At 39.8% G+C, this 16,040-nt stretch carries 18 protein-coding genes; 10 read left to right on the top strand and 8 right to left on the bottom strand.

What is annotated here, in order from left to right; all coding sequences use genetic code 11:
• The first annotated feature begins 200 nt into the window (after positions 1 to 200).
• Positions 201 to 2,159, top strand: coding sequence for a hypothetical protein (locus ACRRSQ_RS05630; RefSeq protein WP_440874727.1), 1,959 nt, complete (start codon positions 201 to 203; stop codon positions 2,157 to 2,159).
• 98 nt (positions 2,160 to 2,257) lie between these two features.
• Here ACRRSQ_RS05630 and ACRRSQ_RS05625 read toward each other — a convergent pair whose 3' ends face one another.
• Both ACRRSQ_RS05625 and ACRRSQ_RS05620 read right to left on the bottom strand, forming a co-directional pair.
• Positions 2,258 to 3,145 carry a class I SAM-dependent methyltransferase gene (locus ACRRSQ_RS05625; RefSeq protein WP_440874726.1) on the bottom strand — a complete coding sequence of 296 codons (888 nt, stop codon included), beginning with the start codon at positions 3,143 to 3,145 and terminating at the stop codon, positions 2,258 to 2,260.
• Between the two features lie 59 nt (positions 3,146 to 3,204).
• Positions 3,205 to 4,050, bottom strand: coding sequence for a DNA ligase (locus ACRRSQ_RS05620; protein WP_440874725.1), 846 nt, complete (start codon positions 4,048 to 4,050; stop codon positions 3,205 to 3,207).
• Between the two features lie 160 nt (positions 4,051 to 4,210).
• On the opposite strand from ACRRSQ_RS05620, the gene ACRRSQ_RS05615 reads away from it, so the two are divergent.
• A complete protein-coding gene (locus ACRRSQ_RS05615; RefSeq protein ID WP_440874724.1) occupies positions 4,211 to 4,729 on the top strand; it encodes a hypothetical protein in 519 nt (172 codons plus the stop codon).
• Positions 4,730 to 4,846: 117 nt separating this feature from the next.
• On the opposite strand, the gene ACRRSQ_RS05610 is transcribed toward ACRRSQ_RS05615, so the two are convergent.
• Together ACRRSQ_RS05610 and ACRRSQ_RS05605 are read right to left on the bottom strand one after the other, a co-directional pair.
• The gene (locus ACRRSQ_RS05610) at positions 4,847 to 5,572 is read right to left on the bottom strand and encodes a DUF3581 family protein (protein ID WP_440874723.1); all 726 of its coding nucleotides are present in this window, start codon (positions 5,570 to 5,572) and stop codon (positions 4,847 to 4,849) included.
• A 128-nt stretch (positions 5,573 to 5,700) separates the two neighbouring features.
• The gene (locus ACRRSQ_RS05605; RefSeq protein ID WP_440874722.1) at positions 5,701 to 5,973 is read right to left on the bottom strand and encodes a GIY-YIG nuclease family protein; all 273 of its coding nucleotides are present in this window, start codon (positions 5,971 to 5,973) and stop codon (positions 5,701 to 5,703) included.
• A 119-nt stretch (positions 5,974 to 6,092) separates the two neighbouring features.
• Here ACRRSQ_RS05605 and ACRRSQ_RS05600 point away from each other — a divergent pair, with 119 nt between their 5' ends.
• Together ACRRSQ_RS05600 and ACRRSQ_RS05595 are read left to right on the top strand one after the other, a co-directional pair.
• On the top strand, positions 6,093 to 6,899 hold the full coding sequence (locus ACRRSQ_RS05600; protein ID WP_440874799.1) for a DUF2797 domain-containing protein: 807 nt from the start codon (positions 6,093 to 6,095) through the stop codon (positions 6,897 to 6,899).
• 179 nt (positions 6,900 to 7,078) lie between these two features.
• The gene (locus tag ACRRSQ_RS05595) at positions 7,079 to 7,924 is read left to right on the top strand and encodes an HDOD domain-containing protein (protein ID WP_440874721.1); all 846 of its coding nucleotides are present in this window, start codon (positions 7,079 to 7,081) and stop codon (positions 7,922 to 7,924) included.
• A 40-nt stretch (positions 7,925 to 7,964) separates the two neighbouring features.
• Here ACRRSQ_RS05595 and ACRRSQ_RS05590 read toward each other — a convergent pair whose 3' ends face one another.
• A complete protein-coding gene (locus tag ACRRSQ_RS05590; protein ID WP_440874720.1) occupies positions 7,965 to 8,669 on the bottom strand; it encodes a potassium channel family protein in 705 nt (234 codons plus the stop codon).
• A 293-nt stretch (positions 8,670 to 8,962) separates the two neighbouring features.
• Here ACRRSQ_RS05590 and glnK point away from each other — a divergent pair, with 293 nt between their 5' ends.
• The 3 genes from glnK to ACRRSQ_RS05575 all read left to right on the top strand — a co-directional run bounded on the left by glnK (position 8,963) and on the right by ACRRSQ_RS05575 (position 11,678).
• Positions 8,963 to 9,301, top strand: a complete 339-nt coding sequence (glnK, locus tag ACRRSQ_RS05585; RefSeq protein WP_440874719.1) for a P-II family nitrogen regulator — start codon at positions 8,963 to 8,965, stop codon at positions 9,299 to 9,301.
• A gap of 10 nt (positions 9,302 to 9,311) precedes the next feature.
• Entirely contained in the window at positions 9,312 to 10,589 is a 1,278-nt protein-coding gene (locus ACRRSQ_RS05580; RefSeq protein ID WP_440874718.1) for an ammonium transporter, read from the top strand.
• 168 nt (positions 10,590 to 10,757) lie between these two features.
• A complete protein-coding gene (locus tag ACRRSQ_RS05575) occupies positions 10,758 to 11,678 on the top strand; it encodes a Dyp-type peroxidase (protein ID WP_440874717.1) in 921 nt (306 codons plus the stop codon).
• Between the two features lie 12 nt (positions 11,679 to 11,690).
• Here ACRRSQ_RS05575 and argR read toward each other — a convergent pair whose 3' ends face one another.
• The gene (gene argR, locus ACRRSQ_RS05570; protein ID WP_440874716.1) at positions 11,691 to 12,164 is read right to left on the bottom strand and encodes a transcriptional regulator ArgR; all 474 of its coding nucleotides are present in this window, start codon (positions 12,162 to 12,164) and stop codon (positions 11,691 to 11,693) included.
• Positions 12,165 to 12,462: 298 nt separating this feature from the next.
• On the opposite strand from argR, the gene mdh reads away from it, so the two are divergent.
• Complete coding sequence (mdh, locus tag ACRRSQ_RS05565) at positions 12,463 to 13,398, top strand: malate dehydrogenase (protein ID WP_440874715.1); 936 nt, start codon at positions 12,463 to 12,465, stop codon at positions 13,396 to 13,398.
• 111 nt (positions 13,399 to 13,509) lie between these two features.
• Here the strand turns inward: mdh and ACRRSQ_RS05560 are convergent, their stop codons facing one another.
• Positions 13,510 to 14,067, bottom strand: a complete 558-nt coding sequence (locus ACRRSQ_RS05560) for a paraquat-inducible protein A (protein ID WP_440874714.1) — start codon at positions 14,065 to 14,067, stop codon at positions 13,510 to 13,512.
• Between the two features lie 11 nt (positions 14,068 to 14,078).
• A complete protein-coding gene (gene ispB / locus ACRRSQ_RS05555; protein ID WP_440874713.1) occupies positions 14,079 to 15,050 on the bottom strand; it encodes an octaprenyl diphosphate synthase in 972 nt (323 codons plus the stop codon).
• 229 nt (positions 15,051 to 15,279) lie between these two features.
• On the opposite strand from ispB, the gene rplU reads away from it, so the two are divergent.
• Together rplU and rpmA are read left to right on the top strand one after the other, a co-directional pair.
• The gene (rplU, locus tag ACRRSQ_RS05550; RefSeq protein ID WP_440874712.1) at positions 15,280 to 15,591 is read left to right on the top strand and encodes a 50S ribosomal protein L21; all 312 of its coding nucleotides are present in this window, start codon (positions 15,280 to 15,282) and stop codon (positions 15,589 to 15,591) included.
• A 17-nt stretch (positions 15,592 to 15,608) separates the two neighbouring features.
• Positions 15,609 to 15,866 (top strand): 50S ribosomal protein L27, encoded by a 258-nt coding sequence (gene rpmA / locus ACRRSQ_RS05545; protein ID WP_135439229.1) that lies wholly within the window; start codon positions 15,609 to 15,611, stop codon positions 15,864 to 15,866.
• The last annotated feature ends 174 nt before the right edge of the window (positions 15,867 to 16,040 follow it).

The following is a 16,040-nucleotide window of genomic DNA, read 5'->3' as shown; positions in this document are numbered from 1 at the left end:
ATGGCCTTTTTTAATGGTTGGAGTTTTATATCCACTTTCCACTTTCCACTTTCCACTTTCCACTTTCCATTTTCCATTTTCCATTTTTATTTTGAACATTTGTTCATTACCATCGTTTGTTAATTTGTGTTATTTATGGTATATATGTGTAATATTGGAATTGGTTAATTGAACCTATTGAACATTTGAGACCCTGTACTATGAATACTTGTACTAAGAAAAAGTTAACAATCGCTAAGCTCGCGCTTGCCTGTTCATTCTCTATCGGCAGTGTTTTCAATGCCTATGCGTTGATCAACCAAACTGTGTATTTATCGGCTGCGGGTAATAACGCCAACGATGGCTTGACGCCTGAAACGGCGTGGCAAACGGTCAGTGCGTTAGATAATCAAGAGTTTGGCCCCGGTGCATCGATACTGTTTAATCGAGGTGACAGTTTTTCAGGCGCAGCAACCTTGTTAGGTAGCGGCAGTGAAGGACAGGTGATCTACGTTGGCGATTATGGTGATGAAACCAAAGCCAAGCCAGTATTAACCGGTGATACAAATCGTGCAGAGATATTTTTACTCAATACAGGGAATGAGTTTTATCACTTTGACAATTTACAGCTGAGCAACTTTAATACCACCAATTTAGCAATTGATGAGCGTTATGGTATTAATGTTTACGCGCCAAGTGGTGCAGGCGAGGTAAATCATTTGCATTTTACTCATCTAGATTTTTTTGATATTCAAGCTGCGCCTAAAGATGATCACGATGTTGTTAATGAAAAAGGTGAAATTATAGGTCATGAGGATGCGCATCGCTCAACCGCTATTCATATGCTTACCGAAGATGATGACAGCCAAGGTATTCGCTTTAACGATATTTTGATTGAACATAATACTTTTTCAAATATTGAAGGTTTAGGTGTGCTGCTAAAAGATTTGTCGCGAGATATTAGTGATGAACGAAAAGGTAACAGCGAAGTTTCCTTCCAAACAGAAAATTTTGTTTTTCAAAATAATAAAGGCTTAAACATTTATCGAAATATGCTGATGATACGCGGCGCCAAAGGTGCACTGGTACAGCATAATGAAATGGATACAACCACTGAGGGCAGTGCCTTTTGGGCATTTGCAGTCGAAGACACGTTAGTGCAGTTTAATATTTTTAAACACTTACGTGCGGAAGACGCCGACGCGTATGTTTGCCACTTTGATTACAATAATAAAAACACCATTATGCAGTACAACATCGGTTACGATGTTGAAGGTGGTTTGATTGAATACATTGTTAACTCTGAGTGGGTGAATGCTTTTCAAGAAGGTGGTATTGGCCGCTACAACATAGGTATTGATGTTGGCTTTCGTGATAACGACGTCGGTAATGGTGCCGGTATTTTTTTAACGGGTCGAGTCACCGGTGGTCAGTTTTATAACAATACCATTATTCAATTAACTAAGCCGATGGCACACGGCATTTCGTTTAATAACTGGGGCGGCGCTTGGCCACTAAATAACGAAATATATAACAATATTTTTTATGCTGCTGGCGACCATGTGGTACCGCATAATAAACCGGCAAAATTTGATGATTTAGGCAATGTGGTTAGCCATAATTTATATCACGGTAATATTTCAGCACCAGCGACTTGGGACGGCATAGTGACTGATGTTAACCCAATAACGGGTGAGCCAAGTTTTGTTGATGCAGCAGGGCTAACGGCTGAAGATTTTATGATAACGGCTGAGTCAGAGATTATTTCTGCGGGTTTAGTGATCGCTAATAACGGCGGGCGCGACTATTTTAATAACCCGGTATCCGCAACTGAAGCACCCTCTATTGGCGCGCATCAATATACGGAAATTGAGCCCGAGCCGCCGACTGAACCAGAACAGCCGACTGAACCAGAGCAACCGACTGAACCTCAGCCACCGATAGCGCCTGAAGCGCCGTCAACGCCTGAGCAGCCATCAGATCCTGATACGCCATCAGCTCCTCAAAAACCTGCCGAACCAGAAACACCAATCGAGCCGTCAACACCTGCGCAGCCTGAACAACCTGCACAGCCGGAGCAGCCAATTGAGCAAGCTGAGTCGTCAGGTGGTGCAATAAGCTATTTGTGGTTATTAGGACTGTTTGGACTAGCGATACGCTCTGTTATACGTAGAAAATAGTAGATTCGAATACCGGGCATGAATTTACTGGTGGCTATTAACAATTTATAGCCACCACCGAGGCGCTAAGCCGTTTTAATTATGGCAAAAGGTTTTGACTAGGGTAGGTATTTAAATCGCAATACCTTTAAACCTTTGCCCTGATGCGCTTCTTTAAATACCGCTGGCGGAGTTATTTTTTCTTGAAATTTACATTCAGGGCAATGTTCAATAACTTGTTCGAAAATAAAGTCATCGCTTAAGTCAGGCGAGTTTAAACAAAGCAGTATTTCGCCGCCAGGCTTTAACCATTGCGGAATCTTTTTGATGATTTTTTTATAATCGCGTTCAATGTTTACACTGCCAAATTGTAAGGTTGGCGGATCTGAAATAATAATATCGTACGGGCCATATTTTTTAATACGGCCATTGGATTTAAAAATATCGACCCCTGCAAATTTTACCTTCTCTAACGGGTGTTTATTTAAGCGGTGATTATCGCGGCCTTTGCTTAACGACGACTTACTAATATCAATATTAACCACTTGCTTAGCACCACCTTCTATTGCGGCAATTGAAAACGGGCAAGTATAGGCAAACAGGTTTAATACGTTTTTGTCTTTGGCATTATCTAATAACCACTTCCTGCCATTGGCCATGTCGAGAAATAAGCCCGAATTTTGGGCTTTGCCTAAGCTGATGTTGTATTTTAAGCCGTGCTCAGTGGCGATAGTATGCTCGATGGTTTCACCGAGTAATACTTCGGTGGGTGCCATTTTACGACAACGGTATTGAACCTGAACAGAAGTGCAGGCACTGACTAACTCGTTAAGTTTTTGTGCTGTTTTCTCTAACCACGATGGCTCAACTTCTTGATAAAGGGTGATCAAAATAACCGGTGCTAACCAGTCAACGTTGACGTGAGCAAGATCAGGGTAGGCGTGGCCACGACCATGAAATAATCGTTGGCTTGATGAAAAGTCGGTCGCGGTAATGTATTGCAGCATAGGTGATATTCATTCACTCAAAGTAAAAACGGCGCGATTATACCTAACTATCACACTATTTAATATGTTGTTCTTTCTCTGACAAAACTGGCAAATTTAGGGATGCCTCGTTGAGTTGTACCGAAATACTTATAGGTAATAGTTGAACCTATTTTAGGCGGGTTTTTACGTACGTCATTGCTAAAACCTGAGCCTATTTTAAATTGCATACCTTGTGGTGTTTCTACTAATATTGCCCCTAACATACCTTGAAACTTCCCTTTGCCATCGTAGTGTTGTATCACTTTAGCTTCCGCGTCTTGGTGCTTTTTTAGCTTCATAATGTTTTTGCTACGACCAATGTGATAAAACGCATCTTTATGGTGTAGCATCAGCCCTTCACCTTTATCGGCTACTACGCTATCTAAGTAGCGATATAAGTCATTTTCATTACTGATTTTTTGCTGATTAACCATAGACAAGTATGGCGCAGCCTTGCTGCGGGTTAACTTTTTCATGGCAATAATGCGCTCTGTAAAAGTGCCTTTATCGCTTGGTAAATCAAATACCATAAAGCGAATGTCTTGCCAGCAGTTGCTTGGCTCTTTACGTAAAACGCAGCTAGCAACTTGTTCAAAACGATTACGTGCGATCCATAGCTCGCCGTCAAGTGGTGTACTTGGCCAGTTTTTAATGAACCAGCTTGGAGCATGTAAGGTATTACCTTGTCGGGTTAATAGTTGTTTTCCGTTCCAATAGCCGCGTATGCCGTCGAGCTTTTCACTGATCCAATAGTCACTAATATTAGTGTTTGTCTGATAGTTAGTGGCGAGCTGTACCGGTGGTTTTGAAACTGTAGTTGTGGCAGCGTAAGTTGAGCTGAGTAGCAATATTGTGCCAATTAGGCTGAGTAATTTAATCTTCATCTATCTTCCTTGATAGTGGTTTGGTTATGCGTTTATGGTTAAAAATTCAATGGTGTAAACACAATAAGATAAGTGCAAGTGTAGTTGCAAATGAGTACTTATAAAAATTAATTCAATTATAGTCTACACTGATTTGATGGACAAAATATCAAGGATAGATATGCACGCTTTCATTACATTCATCATGTTATTGATGCTCGTTTTTTATGTGCCATTGGGCTTTGCCGGCAAAAAACACTGCCAAAGCTACCGCGCTAAGTTAGACAATATTCAATCGCAGCAACGCCATGGTTATTCCAATAAAAAAGGTTTGTCGTTACAGCAACGAGAACAAAAAGCACGTGACAAATGGTGGCAATGTGAAACAGGTAAGTTAAAACCTAAAAAGAAAAATAAAAGCGCTAAAAAAGCCAAAGATAAAAAAACTCAGCAATCTACCTATGCTAAAGAACACGCATTATCGAAAAAAGATATTACGACTGCCAAAGCGCCATTTTCACAAACGAATCAACTGGTTTTTAAACAAAGGTACCAAGGCAAGCAATTACAGCAATGGCTAAGTTTTTATCAAGCGCCTAAAGGCTGCTCTAAGCCCAAAAGCATGAAAAAATTTACTGAGTGTGTTGAAGATAAACAGCGACAACAGTTGGCGTTTGAGCAAAACGTTTTACCTGACTAATGAATAAATAGCTAATGACTAAAGGCTAATTGTGCAGGGTAGTTATTGTTAGACGATAAAAAAGAGACAATCGTTAGCCCTTATTCAGGATACAGGGCTAACGTGACGGGTTATAAATTATGAGGCAATCGCTAATTGTTCGCGATATTGCACTTTTTTCTGGTGATAGTCGCTAACGATAGTGTCGATAGTTTCTTGGCAGTATGCGCGTAGGCCACTAAGTACCATGTACTTTTTACCATGACCAATTACTTCACCGTTTGACATTAAATCAAATTCTAAACAGGCTTGGCCGCGTTTACCTTCAACCGTTAACGTGGTGTCAGATACTTGTAAGCTCACTTCTTCAACATCAACCGTGTCCAAGTGAATTGACATGCTTTCATACATCACCATAGGGCGAGCTGGATTGATCATCACTTGCTTGTCAGCCATTAATTTAATCAACATATCTGGGAAAGTGTGGCCGGAAAATTCAACGTACGAGCGAATTAATGACTCAATGGTTGACGCTTTGGTGGTTTTTTCACCATTGGTTGAAACCGTCATGTATTCCTTGCCATTGTCGTCAACAATCGCCGCGCTTTCGTTAATTTCTGACGGGAACGTTAAAATGCTTTCGTCTGTTACCATGCCAGAAAAAGTAAAACTCATATTTTGTTGTAAGCCAGATTTCGTTAACACTAAAGCAAACAACAGATCACCAGGTACGCAAAAACGTTTTGCAGTTACATCGTGTAAAGGGTTGAAATCATCAGCGATTTGTTTGGCAAAATTACTTGCTTGCTCGCGTGCAAAGCTGATTTTTTCATCATTGATATTGTAAAATTTATCTAAAAACATATGACCCTTTTTACGGTACTGGATTAAAAAACGAGGCATTCTATCAGGTAAATGTACAAAAATCGAAGCTTTAAACTCTTGTCAGACCAGAAAAAACAATGGCTTGAGTAGACACTTGTACTGATTTGCTAGCGCTGCGCTAAGTATTTTTTTACGAGTGCTTCTTTTTCTTTCTTGGTGAGTTTTTTTAGCTGGTATTCTCGTTGGCTTGCGCTTGAGCGATCACTTGCTTGTTCAAGGTAAGCTAGCGTTACCGGTCGGCGTACACGTGTATATTTTGCGCCTAAACGATTCGAATGATTATGTTCATTCAGACGTCTGTCGATATCGGTTGTTATGCCAGCATATAGACTATTGTCTGCACAACGCAGTAAATAAATAGACCAACAGTTCGATTGCAAAGTGAGTTTTCCGTTTGATTTAGTGCTAGCGAATATAAAGATTTTTTCTTAAGATGTCAGTCATTACTTTGGTTAAGAGCACACGAATGCAAGAAATAATTAATGCACCACTTCACAAAATGACCGCGCAATTAGATGAAAATGGTCAGGTACAATATCAACTCCCGATGGGGGAACAAAGCCTTGCGTTAAATCCTTTGTTAGGTAAGCAATTAAAACTGGTTTATTCAGAGCATATTGCTTGCAAACACTGCGGGAAAAAAACTAAGAAGAGTTATTCACAGGGTTACTGTTTTCCTTGTATGCAAAAATTAGCACAGTGCGATATGTGCATTATGAAGCCTGAAACCTGTCATTTTCATTTAGGTACCTGTCGTGAGCCAGAGTGGGGCGAGAAAAACTGTTTTACGCCGCATTATGTCTATTTAGCGAATACGTCAGGTTTAAAAGTGGGTATTACTCGTGAAAGCCAAATTCCAACCCGTTGGATAGATCAAGGCGCAACGCAAGCCATGCCTATTTTTAAGGTGCAGTCACGTATTCAGTCAGGCTTAGTGGAAATTGCCTTAGCTGAGTTTATTAATGACAAAACCAATTGGCGTGCGATGTTAAAAGGCAGCAATGAACCTATTGATTTAGCGATGCAGGCAAATGAGTTAATCGCAAAAATAGCAGATAAGCTGGCAAGTATCCAAGCGGATTTACCTGAAGGAAGCATTGAACGATTATCTACGCCAAGTATTGATATTCATTACCCCGTGCTTGAATATCCAACTAAGGTATCGTCATTTAATTTTGACAAAACCCCGACAGTTGAAGGCACACTGCTAGGCATTAAAGGTCAGTATTTGATTTTTGATACTGGCGTAATAAATATTCGCAAATTTACTTCATATTATATCCATGCTGAGTGCGAAAACAGCTAAGTGCTGTTGATTTTTCAGCCTATACTTGAGATCAAAATGAAGGCTCGACAGCCGCTAATATCTGCTTGAGAAAGCTTACTATTTTTAATTTTGAGGCTATACTGAAAATGTACTGGGTTATATATGTTCCAGGTTGTAATATTTGCCCGATAAGCTTAACAATATAGGGTGTGCATGTTATGAATGCGATTGAATATGCTGAACAAGCACAAGAGTTTTTTGTGCTTTCAGACTCCTTTCTTAGGATCAAACAACTCATTGATGATGAACAGTCAACCATGGATGATATTGCTGACGTAGTATTACTGGACCCTGCGTTGTCCGGAACTATTTTAAAGCTAGCAAACAGTTCACTTTATAATTACCAAGGAAAGATTGATACCGTTTCTAAAGCGATTTTAGTGTTAGGTATAACAGAAGTTTATAATTTAGTTATTGCCAATACCGCAAAAGAAACCTTTAAAAATATTGATGCTGATAACGAGTATCTCGATAATTTTTGGAGCTATACCGTTGATTGCGGGCTCATTATAAAGTTTCTTGGCACGGAACTTAGAGCGCCTAATGCCGAGCGCTTATTCGTGTTAGGTTTATTGCACAATTTAGGTGAGCTCGTTGTTAAGCAGTTAACGCCAGACAAGGTAACTGCTTGTCATCAAACTGCCCGTAATTTATTGCCATGGCAGCAGCAGCAAGAAACCTTGGGGTTTACCTTTGCTAACTGCACGGCAGAGTTATTAAAGTTATGGCAGTTTCCGTTTAGCTTAGTTGGGCCAATTAGAGAACAAGATAATAGTGCATTTGACTTATCGACGTTAGAAACGCGGTTATTGTATATTGCCAAACGTATTGCGTACCTAATGCATTGTTCAGATAAATATCAACTAAGTGATGTGTTAACCGCTGAGCAGCTTGCCAGTGAAAATATTACTGAGCAAATGGTCACCTCAGCACGACATTACTGTGATATGGAACGCTTAGGCATCTTGGCAATTTTAAGCCCTAAAGCGGTGATTATTTATTAAATCTCGCGCACACAAGCAACACACTACTGGCTAACCTGTTTTAGCTGTTAGTGTGTTCGCTACTGTGCTCATGTTTTTCTCTGCGATGCTCGGCAATACTGCTCATTCTTGCGCCCACTAAACTTGCCACTAATATCGCCAAATAAAATTGACCAACAATCGCTTCTAAATACACTAGAGTGCGTGAAAGCGGCATGGTTGGCGCGATATCGCCAAAGCCTAAAGTGGTAATAGTAACAAAAGAAAAATACACAAAATCAGGAAATAGAACAAACCATTCTGTTGAACTAATGTTGCTAAACGAATGGCTCAATGACAGCTGCATTAAGGTATACAAAATCGCCCAAATAAGCCCCATTAACAGGTACAAACAAATTGCGCCTAAAATTTTATTACCGTTAATATCGCCAGTAAACATCACCTGTCTGCTGGTTTGAATGCTAGTTAAAATAAAAAATAGCAGTAATAAAAATAAGTGCAGGTGATCATAACCTGAGCTTGCCAACCAATAGCCCAGATAGGCGATAATGATGATAGCAACAGGAAATAAAAATGCCTGTCGTAATAAAACGTTTTTAGAGTCGACTCCCCAAACAGCGACCACAAGAGTAAGCACCATGGTAGACTGCATAAGTTGCTGCATTGAATGATCAAAAAATTGCTGCGCTAATGCTGTGCCCACTAACAACAGTACTAAGGCAAACGTTAAATAGACAAAGTTATCATCTTGACTTATTTGCTTCACAACAATTTTCCTTTAATTATAAATAGCTAAGCGTAAACAAACTCATTTAAGGCTTTCAGTCTAACTGTTTTTAATTGGGCATAAAAGGTAGATTCAAACGATTGTGGTGCACATTATTTCCCCGTTATTTTAATGCACCATATAAAACCATCAAAAAATTATCATTGCCCTATTTTGGTGCGTAAAAATGTGCTAAATATCACTAAAAACAGATAACTTATTGATATATTTTGTTTTATTTTTTCTGGCACAGCCTTTGTATTAGTCATATCAAACAATAACAGGGGTAAATAATGAAATTAGTTAACGCAATTATTAAACCGTTCAAATTAGATGATGTGCGTGAAGCCATCTCTGAAATTGGCGTAGAAGGCATCACAGTTAGTGAAGTAAAAGGTTTTGGTCGTCAAAAAGGCCATACTGAATTATACCGTGGCGCAGAGTACCAAGTAGACTTCCTTCCAAAAGTTAAATTAGAAATCGCGGTAAATGACGACGTTGTTGAACGCCTAGTTGAAGCGATTACTAAAGCGGCTTACACCGGTAAAATCGGTGACGGTAAGATTTTTGTTCTTGATTTACAACAAGCTGTTCGTATTCGTACGGGCGAGCAAGATGTTGAAGCAATTTAAGGGGTAAACAATGGAACAAAATATTTTTCAACTTCAGTATGCAATGGACACATTTTACTTTTTAATATGTGGTGCATTGGTTATGTGGATGGCTGCTGGTTTCTCTATGTTAGAAGCGGGCTTAGTACGTGCTAAAAATACCACAGAAATTTTGACTAAAAACGTCGCGCTATATGCTATTTCTTGCATTATGTACTTAGTTATCGGTTACGATATTATGTACGGTGGCGGTGTGTTCTTAAACAATATCGCACTTGACGGTGCTGAAAGTGCTGATGCATTAGTTGGTGCAGTATTAGCTGAATCTGCTGAAGCAGGTTTTGAAGGCGGTTCTGTTTATTCAAACGCTTCAGACTTCTTCTTCCAAGTAGTTTTCGTAGCTACAGCGATGTCAATTGTATCGGGTGCAGTTGCTGAGCGTATGAAGCTTTGGGCTTTCTTAGCATTTACTGTTGTATTAACTGGTTTTATCTACCCAATGGAAGGTAGCTGGACTTGGAACGGCGACGCGGTATTTGGTTTATATACTTTAGGTGACCTTGGATTCTCTGACTTTGCTGGTTCTGGTATTGTTCACATGGCCGGTGCAGCAGCTGCATTAGCGGGTGTGTTATTACTTGGCGCTCGTAAGGGTAAATACACTGAAGACGGTCGCATTAACGCAATCCCTGGTGCTAACTTACCAATGGCTACATTAGGTACATTCATTTTATGGATGGGTTGGTTTGGTTTTAACGGTGGTTCTGTATTAAAACTTGCTGACGTAAACAGTGCTAACTCTGTTGCTATGGTATTTTTAAACACTAATGCAGCAGCAGCAGCGGGTGCAGTAACAGCGTTAATTTTTGCTAAAATCTTATTCAAGAAAGCTGATTTAACCATGACATTAAATGGTGCATTAGCCGGCTTAGTTGCTATTACGGCTGAACCTTCTACACCATCGCCAATTCAAGCGACAATGTTTGGTGCAATTGCTGGTGTGATTGTTGTACTTTCAATCCTAGCGTTAGATAAAATTAAAATTGATGATCCAGTGGGTGCGATTTCAGTTCACGGTGTGGTTGGTTTCTTTGGTCTAATGATTGTGCCATTAACTAACGACGGTTCATCTTTCTCTGGTCAATTAATTGGTGCGGCAACTATCTTTGTATGGGTATTTGTAACTAGCTTCATCGTTTGGTCAATCTTGAAAGCGGTTATCGGTATTCGTATCAGTGAAGAAGAAGAATACGAAGGTTGTGATAAGTCAGATTGTGGTATGGAAGCATACCCTGAATTTACTAAATAATTCAGTTCGCTTTTTACACTAATGGATTAAAGCCTCGCTAAATGCGGGGCTTTTTTATGTTAGGTCAAAAATTTAGTGGGATTGTGGAATCAATTGCTGTGAAAGTTAATTTTTTGTGTAAAATTACCAGCAAGAGTCAACAATACTTAGCAGTGGAAAGGAAAGCTAATGGCAAGAGAACAATTTGGTATTTGTGCAGAACCTAGTTTGCATGGTTACTATTTATTATTTAATGCGCTAGAAGATAAAGACAATTATTTGCGCCAAGCGCTAACTCGTTTGCCCGCTTTATTTGCTCATTACGCTGACCAATTCTCCGAGTCAAACTTAACTGGTGTTGTTGGTATTGGTGCAAACTACTGGGATGAGTTTTATCCTCAAGCACGTCCAAAGCAGCTTAAACCTTTTGTTGCTATGCAAAATGAAGACAGAGTTGCCCCGTCGGTTAGTTACGATTTATACATCGAAATTCGCAGTGACCGCGGTGATGTTAACCATATTGTTAGTTCAAAAGTGTGTGAACTACTTGCCGACAGTGTGGAACTTGTTGAGCAGGTACGTGCCTTTAGATACTTAGACGGACGTGATTTAACAGGCTTTGTTGATGGCACCGAAAATCCTCAAGGGCGTCATCGCCGTGAAGTCGCTTTAATCTCTGATGAAGAAGATCAAGCATTTGCTGGTGGCAGTTATTTGCATATTCAACGGTATCGCCATAATTTACCGCTGTGGAATAGTTTGGAAGAAAAAGAACAGGAAGATGTTTTTGGTCGCACCAAAGTTGACAACATTGAATATGAAAGTGAGGCAAAGCCATTAACTTCTCATATTAAACGTACCAATTTGAAAGATGATGACGGCAAAAGCATTGAAATTGTTAGACAAAGCATGCCTTATGGCGATATGAAATTACAAGGCTTATTCTTTGTTGCCTATTGTCGCAGTCCTGAACCGTTTGAATTAATGTTACATAGCATGATCCACGGTGAAGGGCCTCACTTTGATCACATGCTCAAATATACCCAAGCTGAAACGGGCGCGGCATTTTTTGTACCGAGCTTGAACTTACTCGAAAGTTTGGCAGAGTAGGCCCTTAAACAATTAAGCAAGATTTCGAGAAAATAACACTTCAAGCTTTTTGATGGTGTTATCAATTTCATTGACATTGGTCGGCGCGATAAAAATAGTATCGTCGCCGGCAATTGTACCTAATACGCCATCGCTTTTACTTAAACTATCTAATAAACGCGCAATTAACTGCGCAGCACCTGGGCTGGTTCTAATGATGATCATTACATCATTATGTTCAATATCAATCACCAGTTGCTTAAGTGGGCTTTGAGCCGTTGGTACACCTAATTCCGCTGGTAAGCAGTAGACCATGTCTTGACGCGCATTACGGGTGCGAACCGCACCATACTTACTTAACATGCGTGATACTTTTGACTGACTGATGTTGTCAAAGCCTTGTGCTTTTAACGCCTCAACAATTTCTCCCTGTGAGCCAAATTGCTCTTGCTTTAATAACTCTTTAAAGGCTTGAATAAGTGCTTCTTGCTTTTGTTGAACCGTCATAGAAAATCGCTACTGTGAATATTATTAATTATTTTGACTCAATTGTTTAATGAGGTAAATCATTCTGCTAAATGATGTAAATTACTGAGGGAAATACTGCCACAAAATGAATCATTTTGCTGCTTAAAACCCCAAATTTGCAGCATTTGTTTCATTTTATAATACCTAAGTATAATTTCGCAAAAATTATTATACGGTATCATGCCCTGAATGCTTAATATTAATTGTCTTTTGGCGATCAATACTATATCTTTTGGTTACCAAATTTTACGTAATTACTCAAATTCGGAGACATTCCATGAAAGTTGCTGTTCTAGGCGCAGCTGGCGGTATCGGCCAAGCGTTATCTTTACTTCTTAAAACTCAATTACCAGCAGGTTCTGAGTTATCTTTATATGACGTTGCACCAGTAGTTCCAGGTGTTGCTGTTGACTTATCACACATCCCTACAGCAGTTAAAGTTGAAGGTTTTGGTGCTGATGACTTAGCAAGCGCTTTATCAGGTGCTGATATTGTTATTATTCCAGCAGGTATGCCGCGTAAGCCGGGTATGGATCGTGCTGACTTATTTGCAGTGAATGCTGGCATTATCAAAACATTAGCAGAAGGCATTGTTGCTAACTGTCCAAAAGCACTCGTGGGTATTATTACTAACCCAGTAAATGGCACTGTGCCAATTGTTGCTGAAGTATTCAAAAAAGCAGGTACTTACGACAAGAATCGCGTATTTGGTGTAACAACACTTGACGTTATTCGCTCTGAAGCATTTATCGCTGAATTAAAAGGCTTAGATGTTTCTGAAGTTAAAATTCCAGTTATTGGTGGTCACTCAGGTACAACAATTTTACCACTTCTTTCACAAGTTGAAGGCGTAACTTTCTCAGACGAAGAAGTTGCCAGCCTAACACCACGCATTCAAAACGCGGGTACTGAAGTTGTAAATGCTAAAGCCGGTGGCGGTAGTGCAACATTATCAATGGGTGCAGCAGCAGCTCGTTTTTGTTTATCTTTAGTGAAAGGTCTACAAGGCGAAGAAGTTGTAGATTACGCTTACGTTGATGTTGAAGGTGGCGATGCTGCTTACTTTGCACACCCTGTACGTTTAGGTAAAGGTGGTGTTGAAGAGATTTTATCTTACGGTGAATTATCAGCGTTTGAAGAACAAGCAAAAAATGACATGTTAGCAACGCTTAATAAAGACATCCAAGAAGGTGTTGATTTTATTAACGGCTAATTGTTGTTATAAAAAGATCATTAAAAAGCCAGTCAAGAGACTGGCTTTTTTGTGTATCTTTTACGTTAACTCAGAGCTTAGGTGACTTAGCAAGTTGCTATTATTTCGCTGTTAAGACTTAACTGCACTATGGCTAAGTTGATTGGCAAGCAAAGACAGTAAGCAATAGCCAGTAAAGTAGTAAAAACCGGCTCCTACAGCTGAAAGGGTTTCGCTACTAATCAGTAAGTCCAGTTTAAAGCTAAAAATCTTCAGTGTTTGCTGTGAGGCTGTTTCTGCATGATTGGTGGACAATACTGCTAGAAAAACCGCCACCACAAAAACATCTGCCATCGACCATTTACCAATTTTACCGATAAAGGCGATAATTTTTTCTTCTATCTGTGTTTTTTGTTTGGCATAAGCAACAATGACCAACAAGGTTTTTAGCAGCGGAATGCAAATCGAAAAGGCAAAGATTAATGCTGCCACCAATAATCGTTGGTCTTGCCACAACTCTTCCACTGTTGCGATAAGTGAGAGTTCTTTATTCACTAACTCAGAAGATAAACCTGAGCCGGCAATATTTGCGGTAACTGCCATGTCCAATGAAAACATCGGTAAAAAGATCCCAGGAACAAAAAGTGCTAGTGCCGCAATATTAAGGATGAAACCTAAATGTCTTTTCATACATTTATTACCTATGCAGTGCGCTTAGCTGCGATATGAGCTAAAGCAATTAATGCTTGCTTGTGTTCCGATTCAGGTAGTACTGAAAGCGCGCTAATTGCTTTATCAGCTTCTTGTTCGGCAATTTTTTGGGTATAAGTTAAGGATCCTGTTTGCGCCATCGCGTCGAGGATCGCATCTAAATGATCCATGCCATTGCAATGTTCAATTGCGTCACGAATAAGCTGTTTTTGCTCGGCATTGCCATGTGCCATCGCATATAACAATGGTAAGGTAGGTTTGCCTTCGGCTAAATCATCGCCAACATTCTTGCCCATTTCTTTAGCATCAGCGGTGTAGTCCATAATATCGTCGACGAGTTGGAATGCGGTACCTAAGTGTTTACCGTAGTCTTGCATTGCACGCTCTGTTTGCTCATCTTGACCCGATACAACCGCCGCTAAACGTGTTGCCGCTTCAAACAACTTGGCGGTTTTACAATAGATCACTTCCATGTAACTTTCTTCAGTAGTGTCAGGATCGTTACAATTCATTAACTGTAGTACTTCACCTTCAGCAACAATATTGGTGGCATCAGATAATATTTCCATGATGCGCATATCATTGAGTTTCACCATCATTTGAAATGAACGTGTATAAAGGAAGTCACCTACTAAGACACTGGCGCTATTACCAAATAAGGCGTTAGCTGTTTCTCTACCGCGGCGCATGTTTGATTCATCAACAACATCATCATGTAATAATGTGGCGGTATGGATAAACTCAATGATCGCTGCGATCGACAAATGATCCTTGCCTTGATAATTAAATGCACGAGAGGCTAACACAGTTAACATTGGGCGCATTCGTTTACCGCCCGCATTAACAATATAGACACCAAGTTGGTTAATTAAGGCTACATCCGAATGTAATTGACTGAAAATTAGGTCATTTACGGCGGTCATGTCATCGTGTGCTAAGGCTAGTATATTTTTAAGATCCATAAAGCTTTGTGCTTACCCTTGTGTCAACAGCTAAGAGATTTATTTTGCGTGCAATTTTACACGAATTTCAGCGCTATAGAAGATATCTAAAGGCTTTATCTGCATTGATGCAAAAAAACTTAACTTTGTTCTAATTTATACTTGCGGTAACAGTATTCTTCCAGTAGAATTCGCGCCCTATATTTTTTAAATTAATGCGTCTTAAATAGTGGCGCAGTACGGAGTAGCTATGTACGCGGTATTCCAAAGTGGCGGTAAACAGCACCGTGTGACTGAAGGTCAGACCGTTCGCCTAGAAAAGCTTGAGCTTGAAGTAGGTGCAACAGTAGAATTCGATAACGTTTTAATGATCGCCAATGGCGAAGACATCAATGTAGGCGCGCCTTACATTGCTGGAAGTAAAGTTGTAGCTGAGGTTGTAAACCAAGGTCGCGCTGATAAAGTTAAAATTGTTAAATTTAAACGTCGTAAGCATTCACGCAAACAAGCGGGCCATCGTCAATGGTTCACTGAAGTGAAAATTACTGGCATCAACGGCTAATTTAGGAGCGATTCAAAATGGCACATAAGAAGGCAGCGGGTAGTACACGAAATGGTCGCGATTCTGAAGCTAAACGCCTAGGTGTTAAGCGCTTTGGTGGCGAAACTGTTTTAGCTGGTAACATTATTGTTCGTCAACGTGGTACTAAATTCCACGCTGGAACAAACATGGGTATCGGTAAAGACCACACTTTATTTGCTTTAACTGATGGTAAAGTACAATTTGAAGTGAAAGGTCCTCAAAACCGCAAGTTTGTAAGTATTGTTGCTGAGTAATAATACTTAACTGATTGAAAAACCCTGCTGTTTGGCAGGGTTTTTTTTTGGTGATGATTTGATCTTGGTCTGTGATCATTACCTAGAGTTGAAGGATCTAAGATCCGATGATCAATTCTAAACAAAGAAAGAATGACATTGTTTTTTGTAAGTGAGCAAAATCACTTATAATGT

The organism is Thalassotalea sp. PLHSN55, assembly GCF_052030545.1.
Lineage (GTDB): Bacteria > Pseudomonadota > Gammaproteobacteria > Enterobacterales > Alteromonadaceae > CANMXU01.
This window is presented reverse-complemented; position numbering and strand designations above follow the sequence as displayed.

What these genes read in the sequence shown, in the direction of transcription:
- ACRRSQ_RS05620 (WP_440874725.1), bottom strand. Translation starts at nt 4,050, where the DNA reads ATGAAGATTAAATTACTCAGCCTAATTGGCACAATATTGCTACTCAGC.
- ACRRSQ_RS05615 (WP_440874724.1), top strand. Translation starts at nt 4,211, where the DNA reads ATGCACGCTTTCATTACATTCATCATGTTATTGATGCTCGTTTTTTAT.
- rplU (WP_440874712.1), top strand. Translation starts at nt 15,280, where the DNA reads ATGTACGCGGTATTCCAAAGTGGCGGTAAACAGCACCGTGTGACTGAA.
- ACRRSQ_RS05610 (WP_440874723.1), bottom strand. Translation starts at nt 5,572, where the DNA reads ATGTTTTTAGATAAATTTTACAATATCAATGATGAAAAAATCAGCTTT.
- ACRRSQ_RS05575 (WP_440874717.1), top strand. Translation starts at nt 10,758, where the DNA reads ATGGCAAGAGAACAATTTGGTATTTGTGCAGAACCTAGTTTGCATGGT.
- mdh (WP_440874715.1), top strand. Translation starts at nt 12,463, where the DNA reads ATGAAAGTTGCTGTTCTAGGCGCAGCTGGCGGTATCGGCCAAGCGTTA.
- ACRRSQ_RS05600 (WP_440874799.1), top strand. Translation starts at nt 6,093, where the DNA reads ATGACCGCGCAATTAGATGAAAATGGTCAGGTACAATATCAACTCCCG.
- argR (WP_440874716.1), bottom strand. Translation starts at nt 12,164, where the DNA reads ATGACGGTTCAACAAAAGCAAGAAGCACTTATTCAAGCCTTTAAAGAG.
- ispB (WP_440874713.1), bottom strand. Translation starts at nt 15,050, where the DNA reads ATGGATCTTAAAAATATACTAGCCTTAGCACACGATGACATGACCGCC.
- glnK (WP_440874719.1), top strand. Translation starts at nt 8,963, where the DNA reads ATGAAATTAGTTAACGCAATTATTAAACCGTTCAAATTAGATGATGTG.
- rpmA (WP_135439229.1), top strand. Translation starts at nt 15,609, where the DNA reads ATGGCACATAAGAAGGCAGCGGGTAGTACACGAAATGGTCGCGATTCT.
- ACRRSQ_RS05560 (WP_440874714.1), bottom strand. Translation starts at nt 14,067, where the DNA reads ATGAAAAGACATTTAGGTTTCATCCTTAATATTGCGGCACTAGCACTT.
- ACRRSQ_RS05625 (WP_440874726.1), bottom strand. Translation starts at nt 3,145, where the DNA reads ATGCTGCAATACATTACCGCGACCGACTTTTCATCAAGCCAACGATTA.
- ACRRSQ_RS05630 (WP_440874727.1), top strand. Translation starts at nt 201, where the DNA reads ATGAATACTTGTACTAAGAAAAAGTTAACAATCGCTAAGCTCGCGCTT.
- ACRRSQ_RS05595 (WP_440874721.1), top strand. Translation starts at nt 7,079, where the DNA reads ATGAATGCGATTGAATATGCTGAACAAGCACAAGAGTTTTTTGTGCTT.
- ACRRSQ_RS05580 (WP_440874718.1), top strand. Translation starts at nt 9,312, where the DNA reads ATGGAACAAAATATTTTTCAACTTCAGTATGCAATGGACACATTTTAC.